Annotated in this window: 23 protein-coding genes; 13 read left to right on the forward strand and 10 right to left on the reverse strand. The window is 69.4% G+C overall.

Annotated features, from left to right (window positions below):
• Entirely contained in the window at positions 1-792 is a 792-nt protein-coding gene (pflA, locus tag PKE84_RS05855; protein ID WP_271176290.1) for a pyruvate formate-lyase-activating protein, read from the forward strand.
• 36 nt (positions 793-828) lie between these two features.
• On the opposite strand, the gene PKE84_RS05860 is transcribed toward pflA, so the two are convergent.
• Positions 829-1386 (reverse strand): Rv3235 family protein, encoded by a 558-nt coding sequence (locus tag PKE84_RS05860; RefSeq protein ID WP_271176291.1) that lies wholly within the window; start codon positions 1384-1386, stop codon positions 829-831.
• Between the two features lie 181 nt (positions 1387-1567).
• Here PKE84_RS05860 and PKE84_RS05865 point away from each other — a divergent pair, with 181 nt between their 5' ends.
• Positions 1568-3061, forward strand: coding sequence for a sensor histidine kinase (locus PKE84_RS05865; RefSeq protein WP_271176292.1), 1494 nt, complete (start codon positions 1568-1570; stop codon positions 3059-3061).
• Positions 3062-3184: 123 nt separating this feature from the next.
• On the opposite strand, the gene PKE84_RS05870 is transcribed toward PKE84_RS05865, so the two are convergent.
• Entirely contained in the window at positions 3185-3433 is a 249-nt protein-coding gene (locus tag PKE84_RS05870; RefSeq protein WP_044442296.1) for a WhiB family transcriptional regulator, read from the reverse strand.
• Positions 3434-3720: 287 nt separating this feature from the next.
• On the opposite strand from PKE84_RS05870, the gene PKE84_RS05875 reads away from it, so the two are divergent.
• Positions 3721-4116, forward strand: coding sequence for a hypothetical protein (locus PKE84_RS05875; protein ID WP_271176293.1), 396 nt, complete (start codon positions 3721-3723; stop codon positions 4114-4116).
• A 108-nt stretch (positions 4117-4224) separates the two neighbouring features.
• Here PKE84_RS05875 and PKE84_RS05880 read toward each other — a convergent pair whose 3' ends face one another.
• From PKE84_RS05880 to aroA, 4 genes are all read right to left on the reverse strand, one after another.
• A complete protein-coding gene (locus tag PKE84_RS05880) occupies positions 4225-4818 on the reverse strand; it encodes an acetate uptake transporter (protein WP_271176294.1) in 594 nt (197 codons plus the stop codon).
• Between the two features lie 92 nt (positions 4819-4910).
• Positions 4911-5384: a thioredoxin-dependent thiol peroxidase gene (gene bcp / locus PKE84_RS05885; protein ID WP_271176295.1), complete on the reverse strand. Its 474-nt coding sequence runs from the start codon at positions 5382-5384 to the stop codon at positions 4911-4913.
• 48 nt (positions 5385-5432) lie between these two features.
• Entirely contained in the window at positions 5433-6479 is a 1047-nt protein-coding gene (gene rsgA / locus PKE84_RS05890; protein ID WP_271176296.1) for a ribosome small subunit-dependent GTPase A, read from the reverse strand.
• Positions 6480-7841: a 3-phosphoshikimate 1-carboxyvinyltransferase gene (aroA, locus tag PKE84_RS05895; RefSeq protein WP_271176297.1), complete on the reverse strand. Its 1362-nt coding sequence runs from the start codon at positions 7839-7841 to the stop codon at positions 6480-6482.
• Between the two features lie 114 nt (positions 7842-7955).
• On the opposite strand from aroA, the gene PKE84_RS05900 reads away from it, so the two are divergent.
• Entirely contained in the window at positions 7956-8564 is a 609-nt protein-coding gene (locus PKE84_RS05900; protein WP_271176298.1) for a sigma-70 family RNA polymerase sigma factor, read from the forward strand.
• Positions 8561-8803, forward strand: a complete 243-nt coding sequence (locus tag PKE84_RS05905) for a zf-HC2 domain-containing protein (RefSeq protein WP_271176299.1) — start codon at positions 8561-8563, stop codon at positions 8801-8803. Before PKE84_RS05900 ends, PKE84_RS05905 begins: the two co-directional genes overlap by 4 nt.
• Positions 8804-8844: 41 nt before the next feature.
• Here the strand turns inward: PKE84_RS05905 and PKE84_RS05910 are convergent, their stop codons facing one another.
• Together PKE84_RS05910 and PKE84_RS05915 are read right to left on the reverse strand one after the other, a co-directional pair.
• A complete protein-coding gene (locus tag PKE84_RS05910; RefSeq protein WP_271176300.1) occupies positions 8845-9633 on the reverse strand; it encodes a VOC family protein in 789 nt (262 codons plus the stop codon).
• Positions 9634-9732: 99 nt separating this feature from the next.
• Positions 9733-13632, reverse strand: coding sequence for a multifunctional oxoglutarate decarboxylase/oxoglutarate dehydrogenase thiamine pyrophosphate-binding subunit/dihydrolipoyllysine-residue succinyltransferase subunit (locus tag PKE84_RS05915; protein ID WP_271176301.1), 3900 nt, complete (start codon positions 13630-13632; stop codon positions 9733-9735).
• A gap of 134 nt (positions 13633-13766) precedes the next feature.
• Between PKE84_RS05915 and guaB1 the strand changes: the two genes are divergently transcribed.
• The 4 genes from guaB1 to PKE84_RS05935 all read left to right on the forward strand — a co-directional run bounded on the left by guaB1 (position 13767) and on the right by PKE84_RS05935 (position 18236).
• Positions 13767-15206, forward strand: a complete 1440-nt coding sequence (guaB1, locus tag PKE84_RS05920) for a GMP reductase (protein WP_271176302.1) — start codon at positions 13767-13769, stop codon at positions 15204-15206.
• A gap of 230 nt (positions 15207-15436) precedes the next feature.
• The gene (locus PKE84_RS05925) at positions 15437-16741 is read left to right on the forward strand and encodes a hemolysin family protein (protein WP_271176311.1); all 1305 of its coding nucleotides are present in this window, start codon (positions 15437-15439) and stop codon (positions 16739-16741) included.
• On the forward strand, positions 16734-17771 hold the full coding sequence (locus PKE84_RS05930; RefSeq protein ID WP_271176303.1) for a hemolysin family protein: 1038 nt from the start codon (positions 16734-16736) through the stop codon (positions 17769-17771). The genes PKE84_RS05925 and PKE84_RS05930 overlap by 8 nt, the downstream gene beginning before the upstream one ends.
• Positions 17772-17858: 87 nt before the next feature.
• Complete coding sequence (locus tag PKE84_RS05935; RefSeq protein WP_271176304.1) at positions 17859-18236, forward strand: VOC family protein; 378 nt, start codon at positions 17859-17861, stop codon at positions 18234-18236.
• Between the two features lie 52 nt (positions 18237-18288).
• Here the strand turns inward: PKE84_RS05935 and PKE84_RS05940 are convergent, their stop codons facing one another.
• On the reverse strand, positions 18289-19374 hold the full coding sequence (locus PKE84_RS05940; protein WP_271176305.1) for an NADH:flavin oxidoreductase/NADH oxidase: 1086 nt from the start codon (positions 19372-19374) through the stop codon (positions 18289-18291).
• 77 nt (positions 19375-19451) lie between these two features.
• Positions 19452-20069 carry an HAD family hydrolase gene (locus tag PKE84_RS05945; protein WP_271176306.1) on the reverse strand — a complete coding sequence of 206 codons (618 nt, stop codon included), beginning with the start codon at positions 20067-20069 and terminating at the stop codon, positions 19452-19454.
• A 42-nt stretch (positions 20070-20111) separates the two neighbouring features.
• On the opposite strand from PKE84_RS05945, the gene PKE84_RS05950 reads away from it, so the two are divergent.
• From PKE84_RS05950 to PKE84_RS05965, 4 genes are all read left to right on the forward strand, one after another.
• Positions 20112-20996, forward strand: coding sequence for an ADP-dependent NAD(P)H-hydrate dehydratase (locus PKE84_RS05950; protein WP_271176307.1), 885 nt, complete (start codon positions 20112-20114; stop codon positions 20994-20996).
• 48 nt (positions 20997-21044) lie between these two features.
• Positions 21045-22373 carry a hypothetical protein gene (locus tag PKE84_RS05955; RefSeq protein ID WP_271176308.1) on the forward strand — a complete coding sequence of 443 codons (1329 nt, stop codon included), beginning with the start codon at positions 21045-21047 and terminating at the stop codon, positions 22371-22373.
• Between the two features lie 135 nt (positions 22374-22508).
• Entirely contained in the window at positions 22509-22817 is a 309-nt protein-coding gene (locus tag PKE84_RS05960) for a thiamine-binding protein (protein ID WP_271176309.1), read from the forward strand.
• Between the two features lie 125 nt (positions 22818-22942).
• Positions 22943-24223 (forward strand): MFS transporter, encoded by a 1281-nt coding sequence (locus tag PKE84_RS05965; RefSeq protein ID WP_271176310.1) that lies wholly within the window; start codon positions 22943-22945, stop codon positions 24221-24223.
• The last annotated feature ends 35 nt before the right edge of the window (positions 24224-24258 follow it).

The raw sequence follows: 24258 nt of genomic DNA on the forward strand, positions 1-24258 counted from the left end.
GTGGGGCCCGGGCCGTCACCGGATGCCCTCTCCCGCAGCGAGGAGCTGGCCGCGCGCCGAGACGGTCGCGTGGCCAGCATCCACTCCTGGGAGCTGGTCACCGCCGTCGACGGCCCGGGTACCCGCATGACGCTGTTCCTCAGCGGCTGTCCGCTGCGGTGCCGCTACTGCCACAACCCCGACACGTGGAAGATGCGGGACGGTGTCACCACGACGTTGGACGAGGTCGTGCGACGGGTCGAGCGGTATCGCCGTATCTTCCAGGTGACCGGAGGCGGGCTCACGATCTCCGGCGGCGAACCCCTGCTGCAGTCGGCCTTCGTGGCACGGCTGGCTCGGGCCACGCGGGCGATGGGCGTCCACACCGTCCTCGACACGAGCGGGAACCTGGGCCGCCGCGCGTCGGACGCCTTGCTCGACGATCTCGACCTGGTGTTCCTGGACGTGAAGTCGGGTATCGCCGGCACCTATCGGGAGGTGACGACAGCCGAGCTTCGGCCCACCATCGACTTCGGCGATCGGCTGGCGCGCGCCGCCGTGCCGGTGTGGGTGCGCTTCGTGCTGGTCCCGGGGCTGTCCGACGACCCGGAGAACGTCGAGGCCGTCGCCGACATCGTGCAGCGGTGGCCGAACGTGCAGCGCGTCGAGGTGCTGCCCTTCCATCAGCTCGGCGCGGGAAAGTGGGAACGCCTCGGGATCGATTACACACTGACGGACACGCAGCCGCCGACGGCGGAGCTGGTGGCGCGGGTGGTCGCGCAGTTCCGCCGCCGGGGGCTGCTCACGTTCTGACGTGCCGTCGTGACCGCCGGTTCGCGGCCGTACGGCTCACAGCACCGTGATGGCGCTCGCGCGCCAGCGCCCTCCCAACTCGTCGAGCCGGATCGCCACCGCGCGCGATCGCGCCGGCTGATGAACCATCACGACGGCTTCGATCACCCCGTCGCTGGGTCGTGAGACGATCGGCTCTCCGACGACGAGCCGTGGGCGCTGCGCCTGGGCGCCGCTCATCGCCCGCGCGCGTGCCGCGATCGTCACGCGGCGCACGAGGTGGGTGTGCACGTCGTCGGTCACCCAGCGCGACAGCTGCTCGAGGTTGCGCACGCCGGCGAGGATCTCGACGACGCAGCGGGTGAGGTTGACCAGGAGCGGGGCCGGGTCGAGCGCGACATCGCCGGCCGCGGCATCCGGATACGGGCGAACCGGTGTCACGGCGGCCAGTGCGGTGTTCGCGTTGGTCGCGGGAGCTGCCTGTTCCGGCTCGGCGGCGCCGGGCGGCGGAGTGACATGCCGCCAGCGTCGCTGCCGGGATGTCCGATCGCCAGCGGCCCGCCGTGGTGCGGCCTCCGGTGGTTCTCGGACGTCGTAGTCGACAGCTGTGCTCATGGTGGTCCCCTCGTTCTTCCAGCGGCGGCACGGCATTCTCCGGCCGACGTCCCGCACGTTCTCCCCGCCGCGCCGGCCGTCCTGGGTGCCACTCAACCAGGGGCGGGATGATGAGTCCAGGGCACCAACGCGCTGTGGATAACTTTCGTGATGCTCTCGGGGTTCTGCCTAGACTGGGTGGGTGTCGACGCTCAGTGATCTCGTGCTTGCCCAGGGCCGCTCTTCGGAGGCCGACGTCGATTGGCTGCACGGACTGGTCGGCGACTGGCAGCTGCTCGCCGACCTCGCGTTCGCCGACATCGTGCTCTGGGTGCCGACGGAAGACGACGACTTCGTCGCCGTCGCTCACGCTCGCCCGTCGAGCGCCGCGACGCTGTTCTACCGGGACTTCGTCGGCCAGCGCATCAAGCCGGAATGGCGGCAGCAGGTCACCGAGGCCTACGAGACCAAGCAGATCATCGACACCTCGGCGCCCGACTGGTTCGAGGAGACGCCGACGCGCGTGCGAGCGGTGCCCGTCATCCGGCGCATCAATGTCAACTCGGCCCAGACGGCGGAGCTGCCGGTAGCGGTGATCACGCGGCACAGCAACCTCAGCGAGGCACGCACCCCCAGCCGCCAGGAACTCACGTTCAACGACTGCGCCAACGACCTCTTCAACATGATCGCCACCGGCGACTTCCCCGACCTCGGCGCCCCGACCGGGCCGCGCCGAGGCGCTCCGCGCGCGTCCGACGGCCTCATCCGCCTCGATGTCGACGGCATCACCACGTTCGCCAGCCCGAACGCGCTCTCGGCGTTCAACCGGATGGGCTTCACCGACGAGCTCGAGGGGGAGTCCCTCGCGGCCGTCACCACGCGACTGCTCACCGGCCGGATGACCGTCGACGAGTCGCTCCCGCTCGTCGTCACGGGCCGTGCCCCTTGGCGCACCGACATCGAAGCGCGCGGCGTGACCGTCTCGCTGCGGGCCATCCCGATCCGCAACCGGGGCGAGCGGGTCGGCGCGATCGTGCTCTGCCGGGACGTCAGCGAGATGCGCCACCAGGAGCGCGAACTGATCACGAAAGACGCGACCATCCGCGAGATCCACCACCGGGTCAAGAACAACCTGCAGACGGTGGCCTCGCTGCTGCGCATCCAGGCGCGCCGCACGCACTCCGAGGAGGCGCGTGAGGCACTCAGCCAGGCGATGCGGCGCGTGGCGGCCATCGCGGTCGTGCACGACACGCTCTCGACCGGTCTGGCGCAGATCGTCGACTTCGACGACGTGTTCGATCGCGTGCTGCTGCTGGTGGCCGAGGTGGCGTCGAGTCACAACACGACCGTGCATCCGAAGTCGTCCGGCAGCTTCGGCGAGCTCCCCAGCGAGTACGCCACCCCGCTGGCGCTCGCGCTCACCGAGCTGGTGACCAACGCCGTCGAACACGGGCTCGCCGGTCGCGAGGGTCAGGTAGAGATCATCGCCCACCGGTCGAAGGAGTCGCTTACGGTCAAAGTGGTCGACAACGGCTCCGGCCTGCCGGAGGGCAAGGTCGGCAGCGGACTCGGTACGCAGATCGTGCGCACGCTCATCCAGGGCGAGCTCGGCGGCACGATCGACTGGCACACCCTGATGGGACAGGGCACCGAGGTCACGATCGAGATCCCGCTGCGCTACCTCAACAAGTCCTGAGCGGCCCCGCCGGTACGCGCGGCGCGCGATCCGGACACAGAAAAACCGAGGTCCCTCTGCGCTCCTCCATCTGCTAGGTGTAGGGAGGAGCGGCAGAGGCCTCGGTGGCGCCGGGTGACGGTACTAGGACGCGCGGCGGGCGCGAGCGGCGCGGCGCTTGAGAGCGCGACGCTCGTCTTCGGAGAGGCCGCCCCAGACGCCGGAGTCCTGGCCGGTCTCGAGTGCGTACTGCAGGCAGATCTCGGTGACGGTGCAACGAGCGCAGACGGTCTTCGCCTTGTCGATCTGGTCGACGGCGGGCCCGGTGTTGCCGACAGGGAAGAACAACTCGGGGTCCGCGGTGAGGCAGGCAGCTTTGTCGCGCCAGTCCATGGTTAGTGCTCCTTTAATTGCTGAGTGCATGGCCGATCGGCCTAGAATGCGTGGTAAGCAGTCGAGTTCAGGGTGCGTTGATCCGAGGGGATAGACCTGCCCACGACCCTGTGAGCGCTAACTCGACCTCAAATATGCTCCCATAGCGCATAATCTGAATCAATAGTTTTGTATGGGATAACGCTGTGAACACGAGTCGGAAACGCATGGATGATATAGTTCCCGCCCCCTCGGAGGGCGAGCCCACCGACCCGAACCGCTCCTCCGGCGGGGTGAAGGCAGGCGCTGTGCGCAGGCCCCCTCTGCTCGTCGCCCTCGCCGTACTGATGTTCCTCGAGGCGGCTCTGGTGGCCGCACTGGCGGTCTGGCTCCTCGTCGACCTCCTGACGCTGAAGCCGCAGTCGTTCGCGAGCGCCGTCGCCATCGTCGTACTCGTCGTCGCAGCGGCCGTGTGGGTCACCGGTACCGCGATCGGCGTCCTGCGCGCACGCGGCTGGTCGCGGGCCTCGACCGTGACCATCCAGATCCTGCAGATCGCGGTGGCCGTCGGCTCGTTCCAGGGCCTGTACGCACAGCCGGCGCTGGGCTGGGCGCTGCTCGTGCCCGCGGTCGTCGCGATCCTGCTCGCGCTCAGCCCTCAGGTGGTCAGAGCGACCACTGGCGGGGCGCCACGGCCGGAATAGGCGATGGGGCGACCGATTGGTCGCCCCATCACTCCGACGGCGCCAGAGCGCCACTGAGGCGTGCCGCCCTCGCGTTCCCGCTGTCGCCGCGGCAGCACGCCTATCGCTCTATACGCGCGGCCAGACCGGCAGCACCGAACGCTTCCAGGTGGCGTTCATGACGCCGGCCCACGCGGTGTACAGGGCGGCTGCTGCGGTCAAGAGACCGAACCAGCCTCCGACGCGGGTCAGCCCCATCGTGCTGGTGAGGTCGCCGAAGGCGAGGATCAGGAGCGTCACCGTCAGGAGGCTGAAGGTGGCCAGCGTCGCACCGTCCGTCTTGGCCGAGGCGATGGTCATGAGCACGGTGAAGAGCCCCCAGCAGAGCAGGTAGATGCCGAACCCGGTGCCGCCCGCCTGTTCCGCGACCCCCGCGGTGGATTGCAGCCACCAGTACGACAGCCAGAACGCCCCGTACGCCGAGAACGCCGTCGCGCCGAAGGTGTTCCCGCGAGCGAACTCCCACATCCCCGCGACCAACTGCGCGAAGCCGCCGCAGAACAGCCCCATGCTCACGGCGACCACGGCGGCTTCGGGCACGATGCCCGCGTTCGCGAGGTTCAGCAGAACGGTGGTCAGGGCGAACGCCGTGAGTCCGAGCGGGGCGGGATCTGCGATACGGGATGTGGGAAGGGGTTGGGCCTGCTCGGCGACTGCGTTCATCTGGTGGAGCTCCTTGTGACGATATGCGGCGAGGATCCGCCGCGTTGTCGACTCTAGAATCCAGAATCACGCATTGTAAATATTTGTATTTTTCAGGTGATGCCGAGCTTCTTCCGGAGGCTGGCGACGTGTCCGGTGGCCTTGACGTTGTACAGCGGAAGCCGCACGCTCCCGTCGGGGTCGACCACGAACGTCGAGCGCAGCACGCCGGTCACGGTCTTGCCGTAGAGCTTCTTCTCGCCGTACGCGCCGTAGGCCTGATGGACCGCGAGGTCCTCATCGGAGAGCAGCGGGAAGTTGAGCCCGTCCTGCTCCTGGAACTGCTTGTTCTTGGCCGGCGCGTCCTTCGAGATGCCGATCACCTGGTAGCCCGCGGACTTCAGCGAGTTGAGGTTGTCGCGGAAGTCGCACGCCTCGGTCGTGCATCCGGGTGTCATCGCGGCCGGATAGAAGTAGACGATCACGTTCTCTCCGGAGAAATCACCGAGCGAGACGGTCGCGCCGTCCTGGTCTTTCAGCGAGAACGCTGGTGCCTTCTCGCCTGCTTCAAGTCGCACATCACTCATGCTCCCATTCTGTCGCGCTCGAGGCGGTCGCGGGCGCGTCGGCCGGGATCAGTGGGCGAACGTCGTGAGCAGGCGCTGCAGCGAGTCGAGGCGCGCCCGGCCGATGTCGCCCAGCCGGCCGGCCCTGACCGCCTCGTTGATGGCGCAGTCGGGGGCATCCGGCAGATGGGTGCAGCCGCGGGGGCAGTCCTCGGCGAGCTCGGCCAGATCGGTGAACGACTTGAGGATGCTGTCGGTGTTGATGTGCCCGAGGCCGAACGAGCGCACGCCGGGGGTGTCGATGACCCAGCCGTGCCCCTCGCCGTTCTCCACGCGCAGCGACACCGTCGACGACGAGGTGTGGCGGCCGCGGCCCGTCACGACGTTCACATGGCCCGTCGCCCGTTTCGCTCCGGGAACGATCCGGTTCACCAGCGTCGACTTGCCGACGCCCGAATGCCCGACCACCACGGTGTCGTGGCCGACGAGCGCCGCCTTGATGGCGTCGACGGGGATGTCGTCCTCTCGGCTGGTGAAGACGGGGAGGTCGAGCCCGGCGAAGTTCTCCAGGAACGGCCCGGGGTCGGCCAGGTCGATCTTCGTCACGCAGAGCATCGGCCGGATCCCGGCGTCGAAGGCAGCGACCAGATAGCGGTCGACGAGTCGCGTGCGCGGTTCCGGATTCGCGGCGGCGACCATGATCAGCATCTGGTCGGCGTTGGCGACGACGACCCGCTCGACCTCGTCGGTGTCGTCGGCGCTCCGGCGCAGCAGGGTCGTGCGGGGCTCGATGCGCACGATGCGTCCGAGCGTCCCGTCTTCGCCGGAGGTGTCGCCCACGACGGCGACCCTGTCGCCCGTGACGATGGCCTGGCGGCGCAATTCGCTCGCCCGCGCGGCCGTCACCTGCCGTTCGTCGGGGGTGTCCTCGTCGAGCAGCACTGTGTACCGGCCACGGTCGACGCCGAGCACACGCGCGATGCGGGCATCCGTGTGTTCGGGCCGGGTCTTGGTGCGCGGGCGGTTGCCCTTCGGGTTGGGCCGGGAACGGATGTCGGCTTCGTCGTACTCGTCGTACTCGTCCGGCTCGTCCTCGTCGTCAGCCCACCACGACATCTAGGCGGTGCCTTCCTCGACCAGCCGCGCCCAGAGCTGCGTGAACTGCGGCAGCGTCTTGGCCGTCGTGGCCACGTTCTCGATCTCGACGCCGGGGACGGCCAGGCCGATGATGGCGCCGGCCGTGGCCATCCGGTGGTCTTCGTAGCTGCGCCAGACGCCGCCCGTGAGCGGGCGCGGTTCGATGCGCAGGCCGTCCGGCAGTTCGGTGACCGCACCGCCCAGGCCGTTGATCTCGGCGACGAGGGCGGCGAGCCGATCGGTCTCGTGGTGGCGGATGTGGCCGATGCCGGTGATCTCGCTCGGCCCGTCGGCCAGGGCGGCGATCGCGACGAGGGCCGGCGCGAGCTCGCCTCCGGTGGTGAGATCGAGCGTCACGCCCTGGATCGTGTCGGCGCCCGTGACCGTGAGGCGGTCGCCGTCGCGGGTGACGGTCGCGCCGAAGAGGGGGAGGAGGTCGGCGAGGTCCGCTCCGACCTGCGTGGTCAGGGACGGCCATCCGGTGATCGTCACGGAACCGCCTGTCACCACGGCGGCGGCCAGGAACGGCGCCGCGTTGGAGAGGTCGGGCTCGATGTCGACGTCGAGTGCGGCGATGGGGCCCGGATGCACGATCCAGCGCCCGACCTCCGGTGACTCGACCGTGACACCGCGCGCCGCGAGGGTGGCGATGGTCATCGCGATGTGCGGGAGGCTCGGCAGGCGCTCGCCCTCGTGCGTGAGGTCGAGGCCGGCGTCGAAGCGGGAAGCGGAGAGGAGCAGGGCGCTGACGAACTGGCTCGACGACGACGCGTCGATCGTGATGGCGCCGCCGGCGACGGATCCCGTGCCGTGCACGGTGAACGGCAGCGAGCCGCGACCGTCGTCGTTGATGTCGACGCCGAGGTCGCGGAGCGAGCGGATGATGGAGCCCATCGGGCGGCCGCGCGCCGAGTCGTCGGCGTCGAACATGGTCGGTCCGAGCGCCAGCCCGGCGATCGGTGGCACGAAGCGCATCACGGTGCCGGCCTGGCCGCAGTCGATCGTGGTGCTCCCCAGCAGCTCCTCTGCCGGGGTGACGAGCAGGTCGGGGCCGAACTCGCCGGCGCCTGCCTTCTCCTCGATGCCGACCCCGAGGGCGCGCAGGGCCTCGACCATGTTCTGGCTGTCGCGCGAGTGCAGGGGCGCGCGCAGGAGCGACGGGCCGTCGGCGAGGGCAGCGAGGATCAGCTCCCTGGCCGTGAGCGACTTCGACCCGGGAAGCGACACCGACGCGTTCAGGGGACCGCTGGCGACCGGCGCGGGCCACAGCGTGTTGGGCTCATCGTGCGTGTTGTCGCCGTACGGATCGAACTCCGGCGCGGAATATTTGGAGATCAGCATTGTTCTCAAGATTATCCGCGTTTTCAACCGAAGGAAGGACAGTCCGTGGCATCCCTCACCGCCGTTCTGGACTCTCCCAGTGTGGATGCACTGGCAGAACTAGACTGGCCACTGATGACCACCGACACAGACGCGCCCGAAACCGGAGACCTCGGTCCCCTCTTCGAGGAGCAGGCACTCCCGTACATGGACCAGCTCTATGCGGCAGCTCTTCGCATGACCAGGAACCCTGCCGACGCGCAGGACCTGGTGCAGGAGACCTTCGTGAAGGCGTACGCGGCGTTCCGCCAGTTCCAGCAGGGCACCAACCTGAAGGCCTGGCTGTACCGCATCCTGACGAACACGTTCATCAACACCTATCGCAAGAAGCAGCGCGAGCCCTACCAGGGGACGATCGACGAACTCGAGGACTGGCAGCTCGGCGGGGCGGAATCCACCACCGCGTCGTCCAGCCGTTCCGCCGAGGCCGAGGCGATCGACCACCTGCCAGACAGTGCCGTCAAGGACGCGCTTCAGGCCATTCCGGAGGACTTCCGGATGGCCGTGTACTTCGCCGACGTCGAAGGGTTCTCCTACCAGGAGATCGCCGACATCATGAAGACCCCCATCGGCACCGTGATGAGCCGCCTGCACCGCGGCCGCCGGATGCTGAGGGAGCTTCTCAACGATTACGCGCACGAGCGGGGACTCACCGCCGTGCAGACCCCCAGGAGCACGAAATGACCGACTGCGGCTGCGACAAAGCCAAGCAAGACCTCGAGGAGTACCTTCGCAACGAGTTGTGCCGCGAAGATGCAGCCGACATCCGCGAGCACCTCGCCAACTGCGACGGATGCTCCGACGAGGCGCACCTGAGCGTGGTGCTCACCGAGGTGGTGCAGCGGGCATGCAAGGAGACGGCTCCGGCCACGCTGCGCACCGAGGTGCTGCTGCGGATCCGCGCGATCCAGGCCACGCACTGACCGACCGCTGCTGACGATCCAGCGTTCCGAATACCTGGGCCCTACGCGGAGGGCGCGCCCCCGCTGCCGATGTGGTGCAGCAGGAACATGCCGCCGAGCGGATCGTTCACCTGCGCGAACCGCCCGAACTCGCTGTCCCACGGGTCGCGGATGACGGTGCCGCCGAGTTCCAGGACGCGCGCGCAGGCGGCGTCGGCGTCGTCGACGCCGAAGTAGATCGTCCAGTGCGAGGGGACGCCGTCGGGAAGCATCTTGTCCGCGTCGTAGATGCCGCCGGTCGGAGCGCCCTCGGGTCCGAATGTCGCATAGCGGAAGTCGGCCGTGTCGCCCAGGATCTCGGTGTGCCAGCCGAACACCGACGTGTAGAAGTCGAACTGCGCGGGATAGTCACGGGCGTACAGCTCGTGCCAGGCGGGTGCGCCCGACTCCGCCACGACCTCGAAGCCGCGGAAGAGTCCCGGCTCCCAGAGTCCGACCGCGGCGCCGCCCGGATCGCCGAGCACGGCCATGGCGCCTTTGTCGCCGACCGTCATCGTCGGTGCCCGTACCTCAGCGCGTGCGTCGACGGCGGACGTCACCGTCGCCTCTGCGTCTTCGACCAGCAGGTACGTCGTCCAGAGGTTCGGCTGCTGCTCGCCCATCACGCTGCCCATCCCGGCTACCGCGCGGCCGTTCGACCGGAACGTGAGATAGCCCCCGTACTCGGCCGGCCCCTCCTCCGCTTCCCAGCCGAAGAGACCCGTGTAGAAGGCCCGTGACGCGGGGAGATCCGAACTGGAGTAGTCGACCCAGCAGGGCTCGCCCAACCGATGGTGCGTGATGACGGTCATGACGTCACCATACGCCCGCCGTTCGCCACGAAAGAAGGGTGCCCGCCGCATCCGGATCGTTGGATCCGGCGCGGCGGGCACCCTTCGGTGCGCCGTGGATCAGAGGGTGAGAGCCCGCTGAATGAGCAGGCTCTGCTCCTGCGCGTGGCGCTTGGCCGAGCCGGCGGCGGGCGCTGCCGACGGCGGACGCGAGATGACGCCGAGCGGGCGCGGGCCCAGCTTGGAGGTCTCGAGGATCATGTACGGCCAGGCACCCTGGTTCTCCGGCTCGTCCTGCACCCAGACGAGCTCGGCGTTGGGGTAGGACGCGACGACGGCCTTCAGGTCGGCGGCGGGCAACGGGTAGTACTGCTCGACGCGCACGAGCGCGATCTCCGGGTTGGGGTGCTTGTCGAGCTCGTTCAGCAGGTCGTAGTAGATCTTGCCTGCCATCAGCAGCACGCGCTTCACGGCGCCGCGGTCGCTGATGCGCGCGTCGTCGATCACGGGCTCGAACTTGCCCTGGGTGAAGTCCTCGACCGCGCTCGATGCGCCGCGCAGCCGCAGCATCGCCTTCGGGGTGAAGACCACGAGCGGACGACGAGGCCGGGCATACGCCTGGCGGCGCAGCAGGTGGAAGTACGACGCGGGCGTCGAAGGACGGGCGACCGTCATGTTGTTCTCGGCGCACATCTGCAGGTAGCGCTCGATGCGGGCGCTCGAGTGGTCCGGTCCCTGACCCTCGTAGCCGTGCGGCAGCAGCAGCACGAGCGACGAGCGCTGGCCCCACTTCTGCTCGGCCGAGGAGACGAACTCGTCGATGATCGTCTGGGCGCCGTTGGCGAAGTCGCCGAACTGGGCCTCCCACAGCACCAGGGCATCCGGGCGCTCGACCGAGTACCCGTACTCGAAGCCCATCGCCGCGTACTCGCTGAGCAGCGAGTCGTAGATCCAGAATCGCGCCTGGTTGTCGCTGAGGTTCGCCAGCGGCAGCCATTCCTGACCGTTGGTGCGGTCGTGGAGCACGGCGTGACGCTGCACGAACGTGCCGCGACGCGTGTCCTGACCGGCCATGCGCACGGGGGTCCCCTCGAGCAGCAGCGAACCGAGGGCGAGCAACTCACCGAACGCCCAGTCGATGCTGCCGTTGCGGCTCATGTCGCCGCGCTTGGCGAGCAGCTGCTGCAGCTTGGGGTGCACGGTGAAGCCGGCGGGCGGGTTGTTGAACGCGTCGCCGATGAGGTGGACGACCTGCTCGCTGACACCGGTGGTCTCCGGCTCGCCCGAGCCGTCCTCGCCCTGCTGGGCGACGGGGCGCTCCAGGTCGGCGACGGCGTCGGGGTCGTCGGCGATGACCGGGGTGGAGTGGGTCTGCGCAGCGTGCGTCTCCATGAACGCGCGCTCGAGGCGCTCCTGGAAGTCGCGGTGCGCCTGCTCGAACTCGTCCTGGGTGATGTCGCCGCGGCCGACGAGGGCCTCGGTGTAGAGCCGGCGCACGGAGCGCTTGGCCTCGATGAGGTTGTACATCAGCGGCTGCGTCATCGAGGGGTCGTCGCCCTCGTTGTGACCGCGGCGGCGGTAGGCGATGAGGTCGATGACGACGTCGCGCTTGAACTCCTGGCGGTACTCGAACGCGAGCTGGGCGACGCGCACGACGGCCTCGGGGTCGTCGCCGTTCACGTGGAAGATCGGCGCCTGGATCATCTTGGCCACGTCGGTGGAGTACACCGACGAGCGGGACTCCGTCGGGGGCGTGGTGAAGCCGACCTGGTTGTTGATGTTCACGTGGATGGTTCCGCCGGTGCGGTACGCACGCAGCTGCGACATCTGGAGGGTCTCGGCGACGACGCCCTGACCGGCCATCGCCGCGTCGCCGTGCACCAGGATCGGCAGCGTGAGGAAGGTCATCGGGGGACGGCGGTCCTGCTTGGCGCGGACGACGCCCTCGAGCACGCCGTCGACGGCTTCGAGGTGCGACGGGTTGGCCGCGAGGTAGACGGGGATCTCCTCGCCGTCGGCCGCCTTGAAGGTGCCCTCGGTGCCGAGGTGGTACTTGACGTCGCCGGAGCCCTGCACGGTGCGCGGGTCCTGCGTGCCCTCGAACTCGCGGAAGATCTGGCCGTAGGTCTTGCCGGCGATGTTGGTGAGCACGTTGAGCCGGCCGCGGTGCGCCATGCCGATGGCGACCTCGTCGAGGCCGGACTCCGCCGCTCCCTGAAGGATGGCGTCGAGCAGCGCGATGGTGGACTCGCCGCCTTCGAGGCTGAAGCGCTTCTGACCGACGTACTTGGTCTGCAGGAACGTCTCGAAGGCCTCGGCCTCGTTGAGCTTGCCGAGGATGCGCAGCTGCTCGTCGTGCGACGGCTTCTCGTAGCCGCGCTCGACCTTGTCCTGGATCCACTTGCGCTGGGCCGGGTCCTGGATGTGCATGTACTCGATGCCGACCGTGCGGCAGTAGGAGTCGCGCAGCACGCCCAGGATGTCGCGCAGCAGCATCTTGCGCTTGTCGCCGCCGAACTGGCCGGTGACGAACTCGCGGTCGAGGTCCCAGAACGTGAGGCCGTGGCTGGCGATGTCGAGGTCGGGGTGCGACCGCTGCTTGTACTCGAGCGGGTCGATGTCGGCCATCAGGTGGCCGCGGACGCGGAACGAGTTGATGAGCTCCTGCACGCGGGCCGTCTTGTCGACGGCGCTGGCGAGGTCGACACTGATGTCGGGCGCCCAGTGGATCGGGTCGTAGGGGATGCGCAGGGCGGCGAAGATGTGCTCGTAGAAGTCGCGCTTGCCGATAAGCATCTCGTGCACGATCTTGAGGAACTCGCCCGAGCCGGCGCCCTGGATGACGCGGTGGTCGTAGGTGCTGGTGAGGGTGATCGTCTTGCCGATGGCGAGGCCCGCGAGGGTCTTCTCGCTGGAGCCCTGGAACTCGGCGGGGTACTCGAGGGCGCCGGCGCCGATGATCGCGCCCTGGCCCTTCATCAGACGCGGAACGGAGTGCACCGTGCCGATCCCGCCCGGGTTCGTGAGCGAGATAGTGGTGCCGGCGAAATCGGCGGCCGTGAGCTTGTTGTTGCGGGCGCGGCCGACGAGCTCTTCGTAGGCGGCGAGGAAGTCGCCGAAGCCCATCGTGTCGGCGCGCTTGATGCTGGGGACGAGCAGCGAGCGGGTGCCATCCGGCTTGGGCAGGTCGATCGCGATGCCCAGGTTGACGTGCGCGGGGGCGACGACCGACGGCTTGCCGTCGACCTCGTCGTAGTAGACGTTCTGGCTCGGGAACTCCTTGAGCGCCTGCACCATCGCCCAGCCGATGAGGTGGGTGAACGAGACCTTGCCGCCGCGGGCGCGCTTGAGGTGGTTGTTGATGACGATGCGGTTGTCGATCATCAGCTTGGCCGGGATGGTGCGGACGCTGGTCGCGGTGGGGACCGTGAGGCTCGCATCCATGTTCGTGGCCAGCGTCTTGGACATCCCGCGCAACGGGGTGACCTTGTCCTGCGGCTCCTCGGCGGGCTCGCCGTCGGCGGAGACGACCTGCTGGGGCGAGGTGACGGGCGCATCGGCCGGAACCGGCTGCGGCTTGGGCGCGATCGAGGTCGTGCGGGCCACGGGCTGGGCGCCGATCACCGGGATGGGTGCGGTGAGCGGGGCCGAGCCGGAGATCGGCGTGTTCGGCTCCGCCGGGGCAGGGGTGCTCGGCTCGGTGGGCGATGGCACGGTGGGCTCGGTGGGCGACGGGACGGTGGGTTCGGCCGGGCTCGGCACGGTCGGCTCGCTCGGAGTCGGCGCGGTCGGTTCGGCCGGGCTGGGCGCCGGGGCTTCGTCCGGCGACGGGATCGAGGACTGCGCGCCGTCGTCTTTCACGGTCGGCTGGTAGTTCTCGAGGATCGGCCACCAGGATTTGTCGACAGAGTTCTTGTCGACGATGAACTGCTCGTACAGCTCATCGACCAGCCATTCGTTGGCTCCGAACTCTCCCGACGATCCGTCGTCGGTTCCCACTCCGGTCAATTGGCTCGACACAGCCGATCGCCCACTCTCTCCGTTGATTCGTCTCGACCGGGCGGCTCTGACCACCCGTTTCCATCCAGTGATCAAGCCTAATCCCATCGAGCGGCGGGTGCAGGCGCTCAGGCGGGAGGGATAGCGTTATTCCCATGCAGTTCTATGGAACGACTCCGCGCCACGATCTCACCTACTCCGACGTGTTCCTCGTCCCCTCCCGGTCGTCCGTGACGAGCCGCCTCGACGTGTCGCTCGCGCCCGACGACGGCACGGGCGCGACCATCCCGATCATCTCGGCGAACATGAACTCGGTGACCGGCAAACGCCTCGCTGCGACCCTCGCGCGCCGTGGCGGGCTCGGGGTGCTCCCGCAGGACATGCACCTGCAGGATCTCGACGACGCCATCCGCTGGGTCAAAGACCAGCCGGTCGCGTTCGACACCCCGTACGCGCTCGCTGCCGACGAGACGGTGGCGGACGCCCTCCGGCACGTCCCCGCCGTGGAGGCGCACGGCATCGTGATACACGATGCCGACGGCAAATACTTGGGCGCTCTCTCGGCCGGCCAGCTCGGCTCGGCGCTCCCGGATGCCCGGCTGGGCGATCTGCTGCACGGTGCGCTCACCGCCCTCGACGCCGAGGACATCCCGGATGGCCGCGCCGCCTTCGAGGTGATGGACGCCGCGGGCCTCGAGTTCGCGCCGGTCCTGGAGCACGGCCGCGTCGTCGGCACCCTCAGCAAGCGCAGCGCACTGCGTTCGACGATCTACCAGCCGGCGCTCGACGCCCACGGGCGCCTGCGCGTGGCCGCCGCCGTCGGGATCAACGGCGACGTCGCGAGCAAGGCGAAGGCACTGGCCGCTGCCGGTGTCGACGTGCTCGTCATCGACACGGCCCACGGCGATCAGGACGGCATGCGGCAGGCGATCCGCACGGTCAAGAGCCTCGACCTCGGGCTGCCGATCGCCGCGGGCAACGTCGTGACCGACCAGGCCGTGCGCGACCTCGTCGAGGCGGGCGCCGACATCCTGAAGGTGGGCGTCGGACCGGGCGCGATGTGCACCACCCGGATGATGACGGCGGTCGGCCGTCCGCAGTTCTCCGCCGTCCTCGAGACGTCGCAGGCCGCGCGCGAGCTCGGCGCGCACGTCTGGGCCGACGGGGGCGTGCGCTACCCGCGCGACGTGGCGCTGGCGCTCGCCGCCGGTGGCGCATCGGTGATGATCGGCTCGTGGTTCGCCGGGACGATCGAGGCCCCGGGTCTCCTTGACGCGGATGATTCCGGTGCGCTCTACAAGGAGAGCTGGGGGATGGCGAGCACTAAGGCGGTCAAGGGGCGCTTCGAACGCCTCGACGCCTACGAGCTCGCCCGCAAGACGCTGTTCGCCGAGGGCATCTCGAGCTCGCGGATCTACCTCGACCCGCTGCGGCCGTCGGTGGAGGACCTGCTCGACATGATCACCACCGGCCTGCGCAGTTCTTTCACCTACGCGGGTGCGCGGTCGCTGTCGGAGTTCCACGAGCGCGCGCTGGTGGGCATCCAGTCGGCGGCCGGCTACGAGGAGGGCAAGGCGCTGCCGGTCTCCTGGTAGGCGCGGCGTTCGGCCGCCCCGCAGCGGCGCGACGTTTTCCCAGAATCGAGGCCCGGCCGTCGGTATACTTGGCGGGACAATGGACGACCCTCCTTCTGCGTACTGCCCATTCGATACGGCGAGGCCGATGGCTTCGCCGGCCCTCTGCGGCCAGCTGAGCCTCGCTCGCCCGGCACACGCTGCATCCGCCGCTCCGAAGCGCGGTGACCGCCGTGCTGTATGAGTGGATCATGCTCGGGGTCGGCCTGCTGCTGACCGCCGGGACCGGCCTCTTCGTCGCGAGCGAGTTCGCGCTCGTCAACCTCGATCGCGGTGACCTCGAGGCGCGCCGCGAGCGCGGCGAGTCGCGGCTCAGCATGACGATCGCCGCCCTGAAGATCACCTCGACGCACCTGTCGAGCGCCCAGCTGGGCATCACGCTGACCACGCTGCTCACCGGTTACACGATGGAGCCGGCGATCAGCACCCTGCTGGATGCACCGCTGCGGTCGATCGGCCTCCCGGAGAGCTTCGTGGCGCCGATCGCGACCACCGTCGCCATCGTCGTCGCAACGCTGCTGTCGATGATCCTCGGCGAGCTGGTCCCCAAGAACTTCGCACTCGCTCTCCCCATCGCCACGGCCAAGCTGGTCATCCCGTTCCAGACCGTGTTCACGGCGATCTTCAAGCCCTTCATCGCCCTTCTGAACGGAACGGCCAACGGCGTGCTGCGCCTGTTCGGCATCGAACCCAAGGAGGAGCTCTCCGGGGCGCGCACCGCGGAGGAGCTGTCGTCGCTGGTGCGGCGCTCGGCCAGTGCCGGCGTGCTGGAGGCCGACACGGCGACCCTGCTCAGCCGCACACTGTCCTTCGCCGGGCACACCGCCTCGGACGTCATGACCCCGCGGCCGCGCATCGTCACGGTGCAGCGCGGCGCGCCGGCGCAGTCGGTGCTCGACCTCGCCCGCCGCACCGGCTTCTCACGGTTCCCCGTGATCGACGACGACGTCGACGACGTCGCCGGCATCGTGCACGTCAAGCAGGCGGTCGCAGTGCCTCGCGCCCGGCGGGCGCGCGTTCCGGTCTCCGCGCTGTCGACCGACGCTCTGCGGGTGCCGGAGACGATGCATCTGGACACCCTGCTGGGCGAGCTGCGCGCACGCGGCTACCAGATGGCGGTCGTGGTCGACGAGTACGGCGGCACCTCGGGCATCGCGACTCTCGAAGACCTCGTCGAGGAGATCGTGGGCGAGGTCGCCGACGAGCACGACCGCACGCGGGCCGGTGTGGTGCGCGGCCGGGACTCCCTCACCTTCCCCGGCATCCTGCGCCCCGACGAGCTCAAGGAGCGTGCCGGGGTCACCGTTCCCGACGACGGCCCGTACGAGACGGTCGCCGGTTTCGTGATGAACGAGCTCGGCCGGCTGCCCGTCGTCGGCGACGAGGTGCAGATCGACGGCGGCACGCTCCGTGTCGAGCGCCTCGAGGGGCGACGCGTGGATCGGATGCGCTACACCCCGGACCCCGACGCGACGGGGGAGGCCGACGATGAGTGACTGGGCAGGCATCGTCTGGTTGGTCGTGCTGCTCGCGGTCAACGCCTTCTTCGTCGGCGCGGAGTTCGCCGTCATCTCGGCGCGGCGCTCGCAGATCGAGCCTCAGGCAGAGCGCGGCAAGCGCAGCGCGAAGACCGCGCTGTACGCCATGGAGCACGCGACGCTCATGCTGGCGACGACGCAGCTCGGCATCACCGTGTGCTCGCTGCTGATCCTGAACGTGTCGGAGCCGGCGATCCACCACCTGCTCGAGGGGCCGCTGCACCTCACGGGCTGGCCGGACGAGGTCATCGGCACGATCGCCTTCATCGTGACGCTGGTGCTCGTGTCGTTCCTGCACGTGGTGTTCGGCGAGATGGTGCCGAAGAACCTGTCGTTCTCCATGCCCGACCGTGCGGCTCTCCTCCTCGCTCCTCCGCTGGTGGCGATCGGGCGCGCGGTGCGGCCGATCATCGTCGCGCTGAACGCCTCGGCCAACGCGGTGCTCCGCCTATTCGGGGTGGAGCCGAAGGACGAAGCCGCGAGCACGTTCACGCTCGACGAGGTCGCCACGATCGTGAATCAGTCGACTCGCGAGGGTCTGCTGATGGATCGCACCGGTGCCCTGACGGCCGCATTCGAGTTCACCGAGAAGAAGGTGCGCGACATCGCGCTCGGACTCGACTCGTTGATCACGCTCCCGCCATCGCCCACGCCGGCCGACGTCGAGCGGGCCGTCACGAAGAACGGGTTCTCGCGCTACGTGGTTCCGGATGCGTCGGGCGAGCCGACCGGGTACCTCCATCTCAAGGATGTGCTCGATCTGGAGGAGACCGGGTTCGAGCTGCCCGTGCCGGCCAAGCGCATCCGCCGCCTGGTCACGGTCTTCACGGACAGCGACCTCGAGGATGCGCTCGCCACGATGCGGCGCTCCGGGGTACACCTGGCGCGCGTCGTCGACGCGAGCGGGGAGACGACGGGCGTGCTGTTCCTGGAGGACATCATCGAGGAGCTGGTCGGCGAAGTTCAGGATGCGACCCGGCGCTCGTAGGCGCTCGAGCTAGAACCTCTTTTCCAGTGTCGGCGTCCGCGGGGGCCGAGTAGCGTAACGCGCAGAAGCGGAAAAGGAGCAATGCTCATGTTGGAGAAGTTTCCGATCTACGCGGTCCTTCCTGCTTCGGACCTGCAGCGTGCCACGGAGTGGTTCCGTGACAAGCTCGAGCTCGAACCAGAGGAGACAGGGGACGGCTACGCCGTCTTCGGCACGAACAGTGCCGCGAAGATCCAGATCTACGAGACGCCGAACGCGGGAACGGCGCAGAACACCGCGCTGGGATGGTCGACCGACGACCTCGACGGCACGATGGCGCACCTGCGGGAGCGGGGCGTCGTCTTCGAGGACTACGACTTTCCGGGGTTGAAGACGGAGAACGGGGTGGCCACGTCACCGCGTGACAGGGCGGCCTGGTTCCTCGACAGCGAGGGCAACATCCTCTGCGTCTCGCAGCGGTTGTAGCCGTCGGATTCGCCGATCCCAGCGCCGGCGTGTTGCCGGCGCCCTGCCGGCGTCAGTCGCGCCAGCGCGCTCGCTCGTACTGCGGCGGCCAGTAGGTCAGCTGCTCGCCGAGTTCGTGCGCGGCGCGGAGCGGGAAGTGCGGGTCACGGAGGAGTTCGCGCGCGAGCATGACCGCGTCGGCCTTGCCCGTCGCGACGATCTCCGCGGCCTGTTGCGGTGTCGTGATGAGCCCGACTGCGCTCACTTCGACCTCGGCCGAACTGCGGACGTGCTCGGCGAACGGCACCTGGTAGCCCGGGCCGAGCGGGATGCGGATGCCGCCGGCGATGCCACCGCTGGAGATGTCGAAGAAGTCGGCGCCCGCGTTCTGCGCCCAGCCGGCCACGGTCGCCGTCTGCTGCTCGTCCCAGCCGCCCGGCGTCCAGTCGCTGCCGGAGAAGCGGACGAACAGGGGCAGCTCGTCGCCGATCTCGCCGCGGACCGCCTCGACGATCCGCAGCAGCAGGCGGGCCCGGTTCTCGAGCGATCCGCCGTATTCGTCGGTGCGGTGGTTGGCGATGGGCGAGAGGAACTGGTGGAGCAGGTAGCCGTGCGCGGCGTGCAGCTCGATCGCCCGGAATCCTGCCTCGACCGCACGGCGGGCCGCGGTGCGGAAGTCGTCGACGATGGCATCGATGCCGGCCAGGTCGAGCTCGCGCGGAACGTCGAGGTCGCCGAACGCCTCCGGCGATGGAGCGACCGCGGTCCATCCGCCCTCGGCGACAGGGACTGTTCCCGTGCGCCCCGTGAAGCCCCAGGCCGGCCAGCTCGAGGCCTTGCGGCCGGCATGCCCGAGCTGGATGCCCGGCACGGCGCCCTGTGATGCGATGAACTCCACGATCGGCTTCCACGCGTCGCGCTGCTCGTCGTTCCAGATGCCGGTGTCGCGCGGTGAGATGCGGGCCTCGGGGCTGACGCCGGTCGCTTCGGTGAACACGAGCCCGCTGCCGCCGACGGCGAAGGACGCCAGGTGCACGAGCTGCCATTGCTGCGGTACGCCCGACTGGTCGAGCACCGAGTACTGGCACATGGGCGAGGTCCAGATGCGGTTGCGCATCGTGACGCCGCGCAGCGTGAGGGGATCGAAGAGGGTGGGCATGCAGACTTCCCGTCGTGATGGTGCGAATGGTCGCCGAACGCGAGCGCCCTCGTCGCCGAAAGCGCCCGTCGAGAGTGTTAAGCCGCGAGGGACTCCAGGTATGCCCGGAGATCGGCGGCGTCGGTGTAGACGTGTCCGGCGATGCCCAGGGCTTCGGCGCCCCTCACGTTCACCTCTTTGTTGTCGATGAAGACCATGTTCTCGGCGGTGATGCCCAGCTCGGTCAGCACGATCTCGAAGATGTCGGCGCTCGGCTTGATGGTGCCGAGCTCCCCGCTGACGAAGACCTGTTCGAACAGGTCGCCGAGGGTGCCGTGCCGGAAGTACGACCCGAAGTCGCGCCCGGCGTTCGAGAGCAGCGCCATGCGCGTGCCTCCCGCCTGCAGATCGAGGAGCACCTGGAGGGTGTCGTGGTCGATGCTCAGCCAGCTGCGGAAATCAGCCAGCCAGAGGCGATGGATCGTCGCATCGCCCCACTGCTCGCCCATCTCGTGCTCGATGCCGCGCCAGTACTCGCGGATGCTCATCGTGCCCTGGTCGAGGGCGTCGCGGTGCCGCCAGTACGCCGGCCAGAACACTTCGGCATCACCACCGGCGACTCCGGCCAGCGCCGCACGGTCGGCCTCGCTCGGCGTGACCGAGATGACCTCGCCGTAGTCGAACACGATGACCTTGCCCGGGATGCTGATGCCCATATCGCTGACCTCTTTCCTCGGACTTCAACCTATCGTGGAGGGATGGACGCACAACGGCGGAGCGGTGCAGCGGTGGAGAACTGGTCGGCCTGGGGCGCTGTGGAGTCTGCGCCCTGGATCGCCGTGCCCGACGACGCCGGCGACAAGTACACGCGGGGCGTGCTCGGCGTGGTCACCGGCTCGGAGCAGTATCCGGGGGCCGCCGTGCTCGGCGTCGAGGCCGCGGTGCGCACGGGCCTCGGGATGGTGCGCTACATCGGCGCCCCTCGCGCCGCGGACTTCGTGCTGCACCGCCGCCCGGAGGTCGTGACCGCCGTCGGACGGGTGCAGGCGTGGCTGATCGGCTCGGGCATGGATGCGGGCTCCCGGCCGCAGGAGGACGCGGTGCGGTTGCGCACAGCGCTCCGCGACGGCACCCCGCTCGTGATCGACGCCGGTGCGCTCGACCTGGCCGGGCAGGCGACGGGCCCGGTCGTAATCACTCCGCACTACCGCGAGCTGGCGACGGTGCTGGCCGCGGCCGCCGACGACGATTCGGATGCCGTCACCGCCGATGACATCGCTGCCGATCCCGGTGCGTGGGCCGTGCGCGCCAGCGAGAGCCTGGGTGTCACCGTGCTCCTCAAGGGCCACACCACGTACATCGCGGGCACCGACGGTTCGCGGTTCTCGGTCGAGGCCGGGCCGGCCTGGCTCGCGACGGCGGGCAGCGGGGACGTGCTCGGCGGCGTGCTCGGGGCGCTGCTGGCGACGCACGCCCGCGAGATCGCGGCGAGCAGCGCATCCGCCGTGCCTGCGCTCGCGGCGACGGCCGCCTTCGTGCACGGACGGGCCGGGGAACGGGCGTCCCAGGGCGGTCCGATCGCCGCCCTCGACATCGCGGAGGCACTCCCGGCGACGGTGCGCGAACTGCTCGCCGGGCGCTAGCCGGCGCTGACCCGTTCCCGACAGCGCGGCCCGCTACGATGGGCGACTATGGGGATCGATCCGGCACCGGCTCCGGCGCCGGAGGTGCCGAGCGACGTGCGCCGCTTCTTCTCGAATCCGCTCACGCTGTGGATCGCGTTCCTGCTCGTGCACCTGATCGTCGGCTGGCTGAGCCTCGACACGAACAGCATGCCCCTCGGCGACGTGTACCTCGTGTACAAACCCTGGGCGCAGCTGGCGGCGCAGGGCACCTCGGTCGTCGGCATCCAGACGGATTGGGTGTATCCGCTCGGCGCGCTGGTCCCGATCATGCTGCCGTTGCTCTTCGGGGCGGACGGCTACACCGGCGGATGGCTCACGATGGTGCTGCTGCTGGACGCCGCCGCGTTCGCCGTGCTGATCATCGGCCGGGACCGCCGCCGCATCGCGGTCGCGTGGTGGTGGCTGGCGTTCCTGCTCCTGCTCGGGCCGATCGCCATCGGACGTCTGGATGCGGTGTCGGCTTCGCTGGCGATCATCGGACTCCTCTGGCTGACCTTCCATGAGAAGGCCGCCGTCGTCATGCTCGCCGCCGCCACCTGGATCAAGGTCTGGCCGGCAGCCCTCATCGCGGCCGCGCTGGTCGCATTCCGCACGCGGTGGCGCATCCTGGGCTACGCGGCCGTCACCAGCCTGATCCTCGTCATCGTGGCGCTCGCGCTGGGTGCCGGCGCTCACGTGTTCAGCTTCATCACCATGCAGACCGGTCGCGGGCTGCAGATCGAGGCGCCGGTCAGCACCATCTGGATGTGGCAGGTCGCGCTCGGCGTGCCCGAGGCCGTCATCTACTACGACAGGGAGCTGCTCACCTTCCAGGTCACGGGGGCGGGCAGCACGACGGCGGGCGCGCTGATGAACCCGCTGCTCGCGGTGAGTGTCGCCGTGGTGCTGCTGATCGGCATCCGGGCCGTGCGTCGTGGAGCGCCGGTCACGCGCATCCTGCCGGAGCTGTCGCTCGCGTTCGTCGCGGCGTTCATCGCCTTCAACAAGGTGGGCTCGCCGCAGTACGTCACGTGGCTCGCGGCGCCGATCGTCATCGGTCTTGTGTACCAGGGGCGCGGCTTCCGGACGCCGGCGGTGCTCGTCACGGTGACGGCGGCGCTCACGCAGATGATCTACCCCTATCTGTATGGGCTCGTGCTGACGGCGCAGCCGGTCATGCTGGTCGTGCTGACGGCGCGCAACCTGATGTTCTTCGTCATCCTGGGCTGGGCGGTGGCGGCGCTGTGGCGCGGCCGGCGTGGTGCCGAGTTCGACGAGCTGCCGCGCCATGTCTGGCCGTTCCGGTCGGCGGAGCGTTTCGCCGACGAGCCGGAGGACGTGCCCGCCGAACGCTGACCGCGCGCGCGTGCGCCCGGCCACGGGATCGAGGGGTCCCCGCACGCCGCGTCGCGTGACTGAGCCCGGCGTGTCTGGAACCCTCGATCGGCGGCCTCGACGCTGGTTAGGCTGGAGGCGATCCGAGGAGGAACGATGCTGGTTGCATTCTCAGTGGCGCCGAGCGGCGGAGAGGGCGCAGACGCGTCCGTGCACGACGCGGTCGCGGCGGCGGTCGCGATCGTTCGCGAGTCGGGGCTCCCGAATCGCACGACGTCGATGTTCACGGAGCTCGAGGGTGAATGGGACGAGGTCTTCGATGTCATCCGCCGCGCCACCGAGGCCGTCGGAGCCTTCGGGTCGCGGGTGTCGCTCGTGCTCAAGGCCGACATCCGGCCGGGGTACTCCGGCGAACTCGACGCGAAGGTCGAGCGACTCGAAGCGGCGATCGACGAGAAGGGCTAGCGACGCAGCTGCTCGATCGGGCGGAAGCGCACGACGCGCGGCGCTGGCGACGCGATAACGCACGACCAGCGCCCCGGCCGCGCCCGATCGAATCGATTCGACTCGGTTCGATATAGGCTAGGCGAGTGAATCCCGTTATCGACGGGCCGACGCGGTTGTCGTCGGCCCGTATTCGTCTTGCGCTCCTGGCCCTCGCCCTCGGCGGCTTCGGCATCGGCTCGACCGAGTTCGTCGCCATGGGCCTGCTGCCCAACATCGCGCACGACCTCCTGCCGTCGGTGTACGCCACGTCGCCCGACGCCGCGAATGCGCAGGCGGGCTGGATCATCTCGGCCTACGCGCTCGGCGTCGTCGTCGGTGCTCCGACGATCGCAGCCGTCGCCGCCCGCTGGCCGCGCAAGAAGCTGCTGCTCTGGCTCCTCGTCGCCTTCACCGTCGGCACCGTCGCGTCGGCTCTGGCGCCGACGTTCCAGCTCGTGCTGCTGGCCCGCTTCATCAGCGCGCTGCCGCATGGCGCCTACTTCGGCATCGCCTCGCTCGTCGCCGCCACGCTGATGGGGCCGGGCAAACGCGGGCAGGGCGTCGCCTTCGTGCTCTCCGGCCTCACCATCGCGAACGTCATCGGCGTGCCGCTGATCACCTGGCTCGGGCAGGAGCACGGCTGGCGGGCGGCCTACCTCGTGGTCGCGGGGATCTTCGCCTTGACCTTCGTCGCGGTCGCCTTCCTCGTGCCGTGGCAGGCGGGCGACCCCAAGGCCACGATGGCCAACGAGCTCAAGGCGTTCAGCCGGCTCCAGGTGTGGCTCGCGCTCCTCATCGGCGCGATCGGGTTCGGCGGCTTCTTCGCCGTCTACACCTACGTCGCTCCGCTCGCCACGACCGTCACGGGGCTGAGCCCGTCGGCTGTGCCCCTCGTGCTCGTGCTGATCGGTCTCGGGATGACCGTCGGCAACCTCTTCGGGGGCTGGATGGCCGACCGCGATCTCAAGCGCGGGATGCTCGGCTTCTTCGGCCTGCTGCTGGTCGGCCTCGCGGTGCTCTTCCTCACCGCCTCGACGGTGGCGGGGCTGCTGATCTCCCTGTTCGTGATCGCGGCTGCCTGCGCGGCACTGTCGCCCGCCATCCAGACCCGGTTGATGGATGTCGCGCACGACAGCCAGTCGATCGCGGCGGCGCTCAACCACTCGGCGCTCAACATCGCCAATGCGATGGGGGCCTTCCTCGGCGGGCTGACGATCGCCGCCGGTTTCGGCTACCTGTCGCCGGTCGTGGTCGGAGCCGTGCTCGCCCTCGCCGGCATCGCGATCGCGCTGATCTCGTTCTCGATCGACCGTTCCCGCGAACGTCGCGGCGTCGACACCGGCGTCGTGCACGCCCAGCGTCCGGCCCCGCTGCCCATCGACTGAGCCCCGCGCCGCCCGCGCCGCGCCGCGCCGCGCGC

Source organism: Leifsonia poae (assembly GCF_027921845.1).
Classification (GTDB): domain Bacteria; phylum Actinomycetota; class Actinomycetes; order Actinomycetales; family Microbacteriaceae; genus Leifsonia; species Leifsonia poae.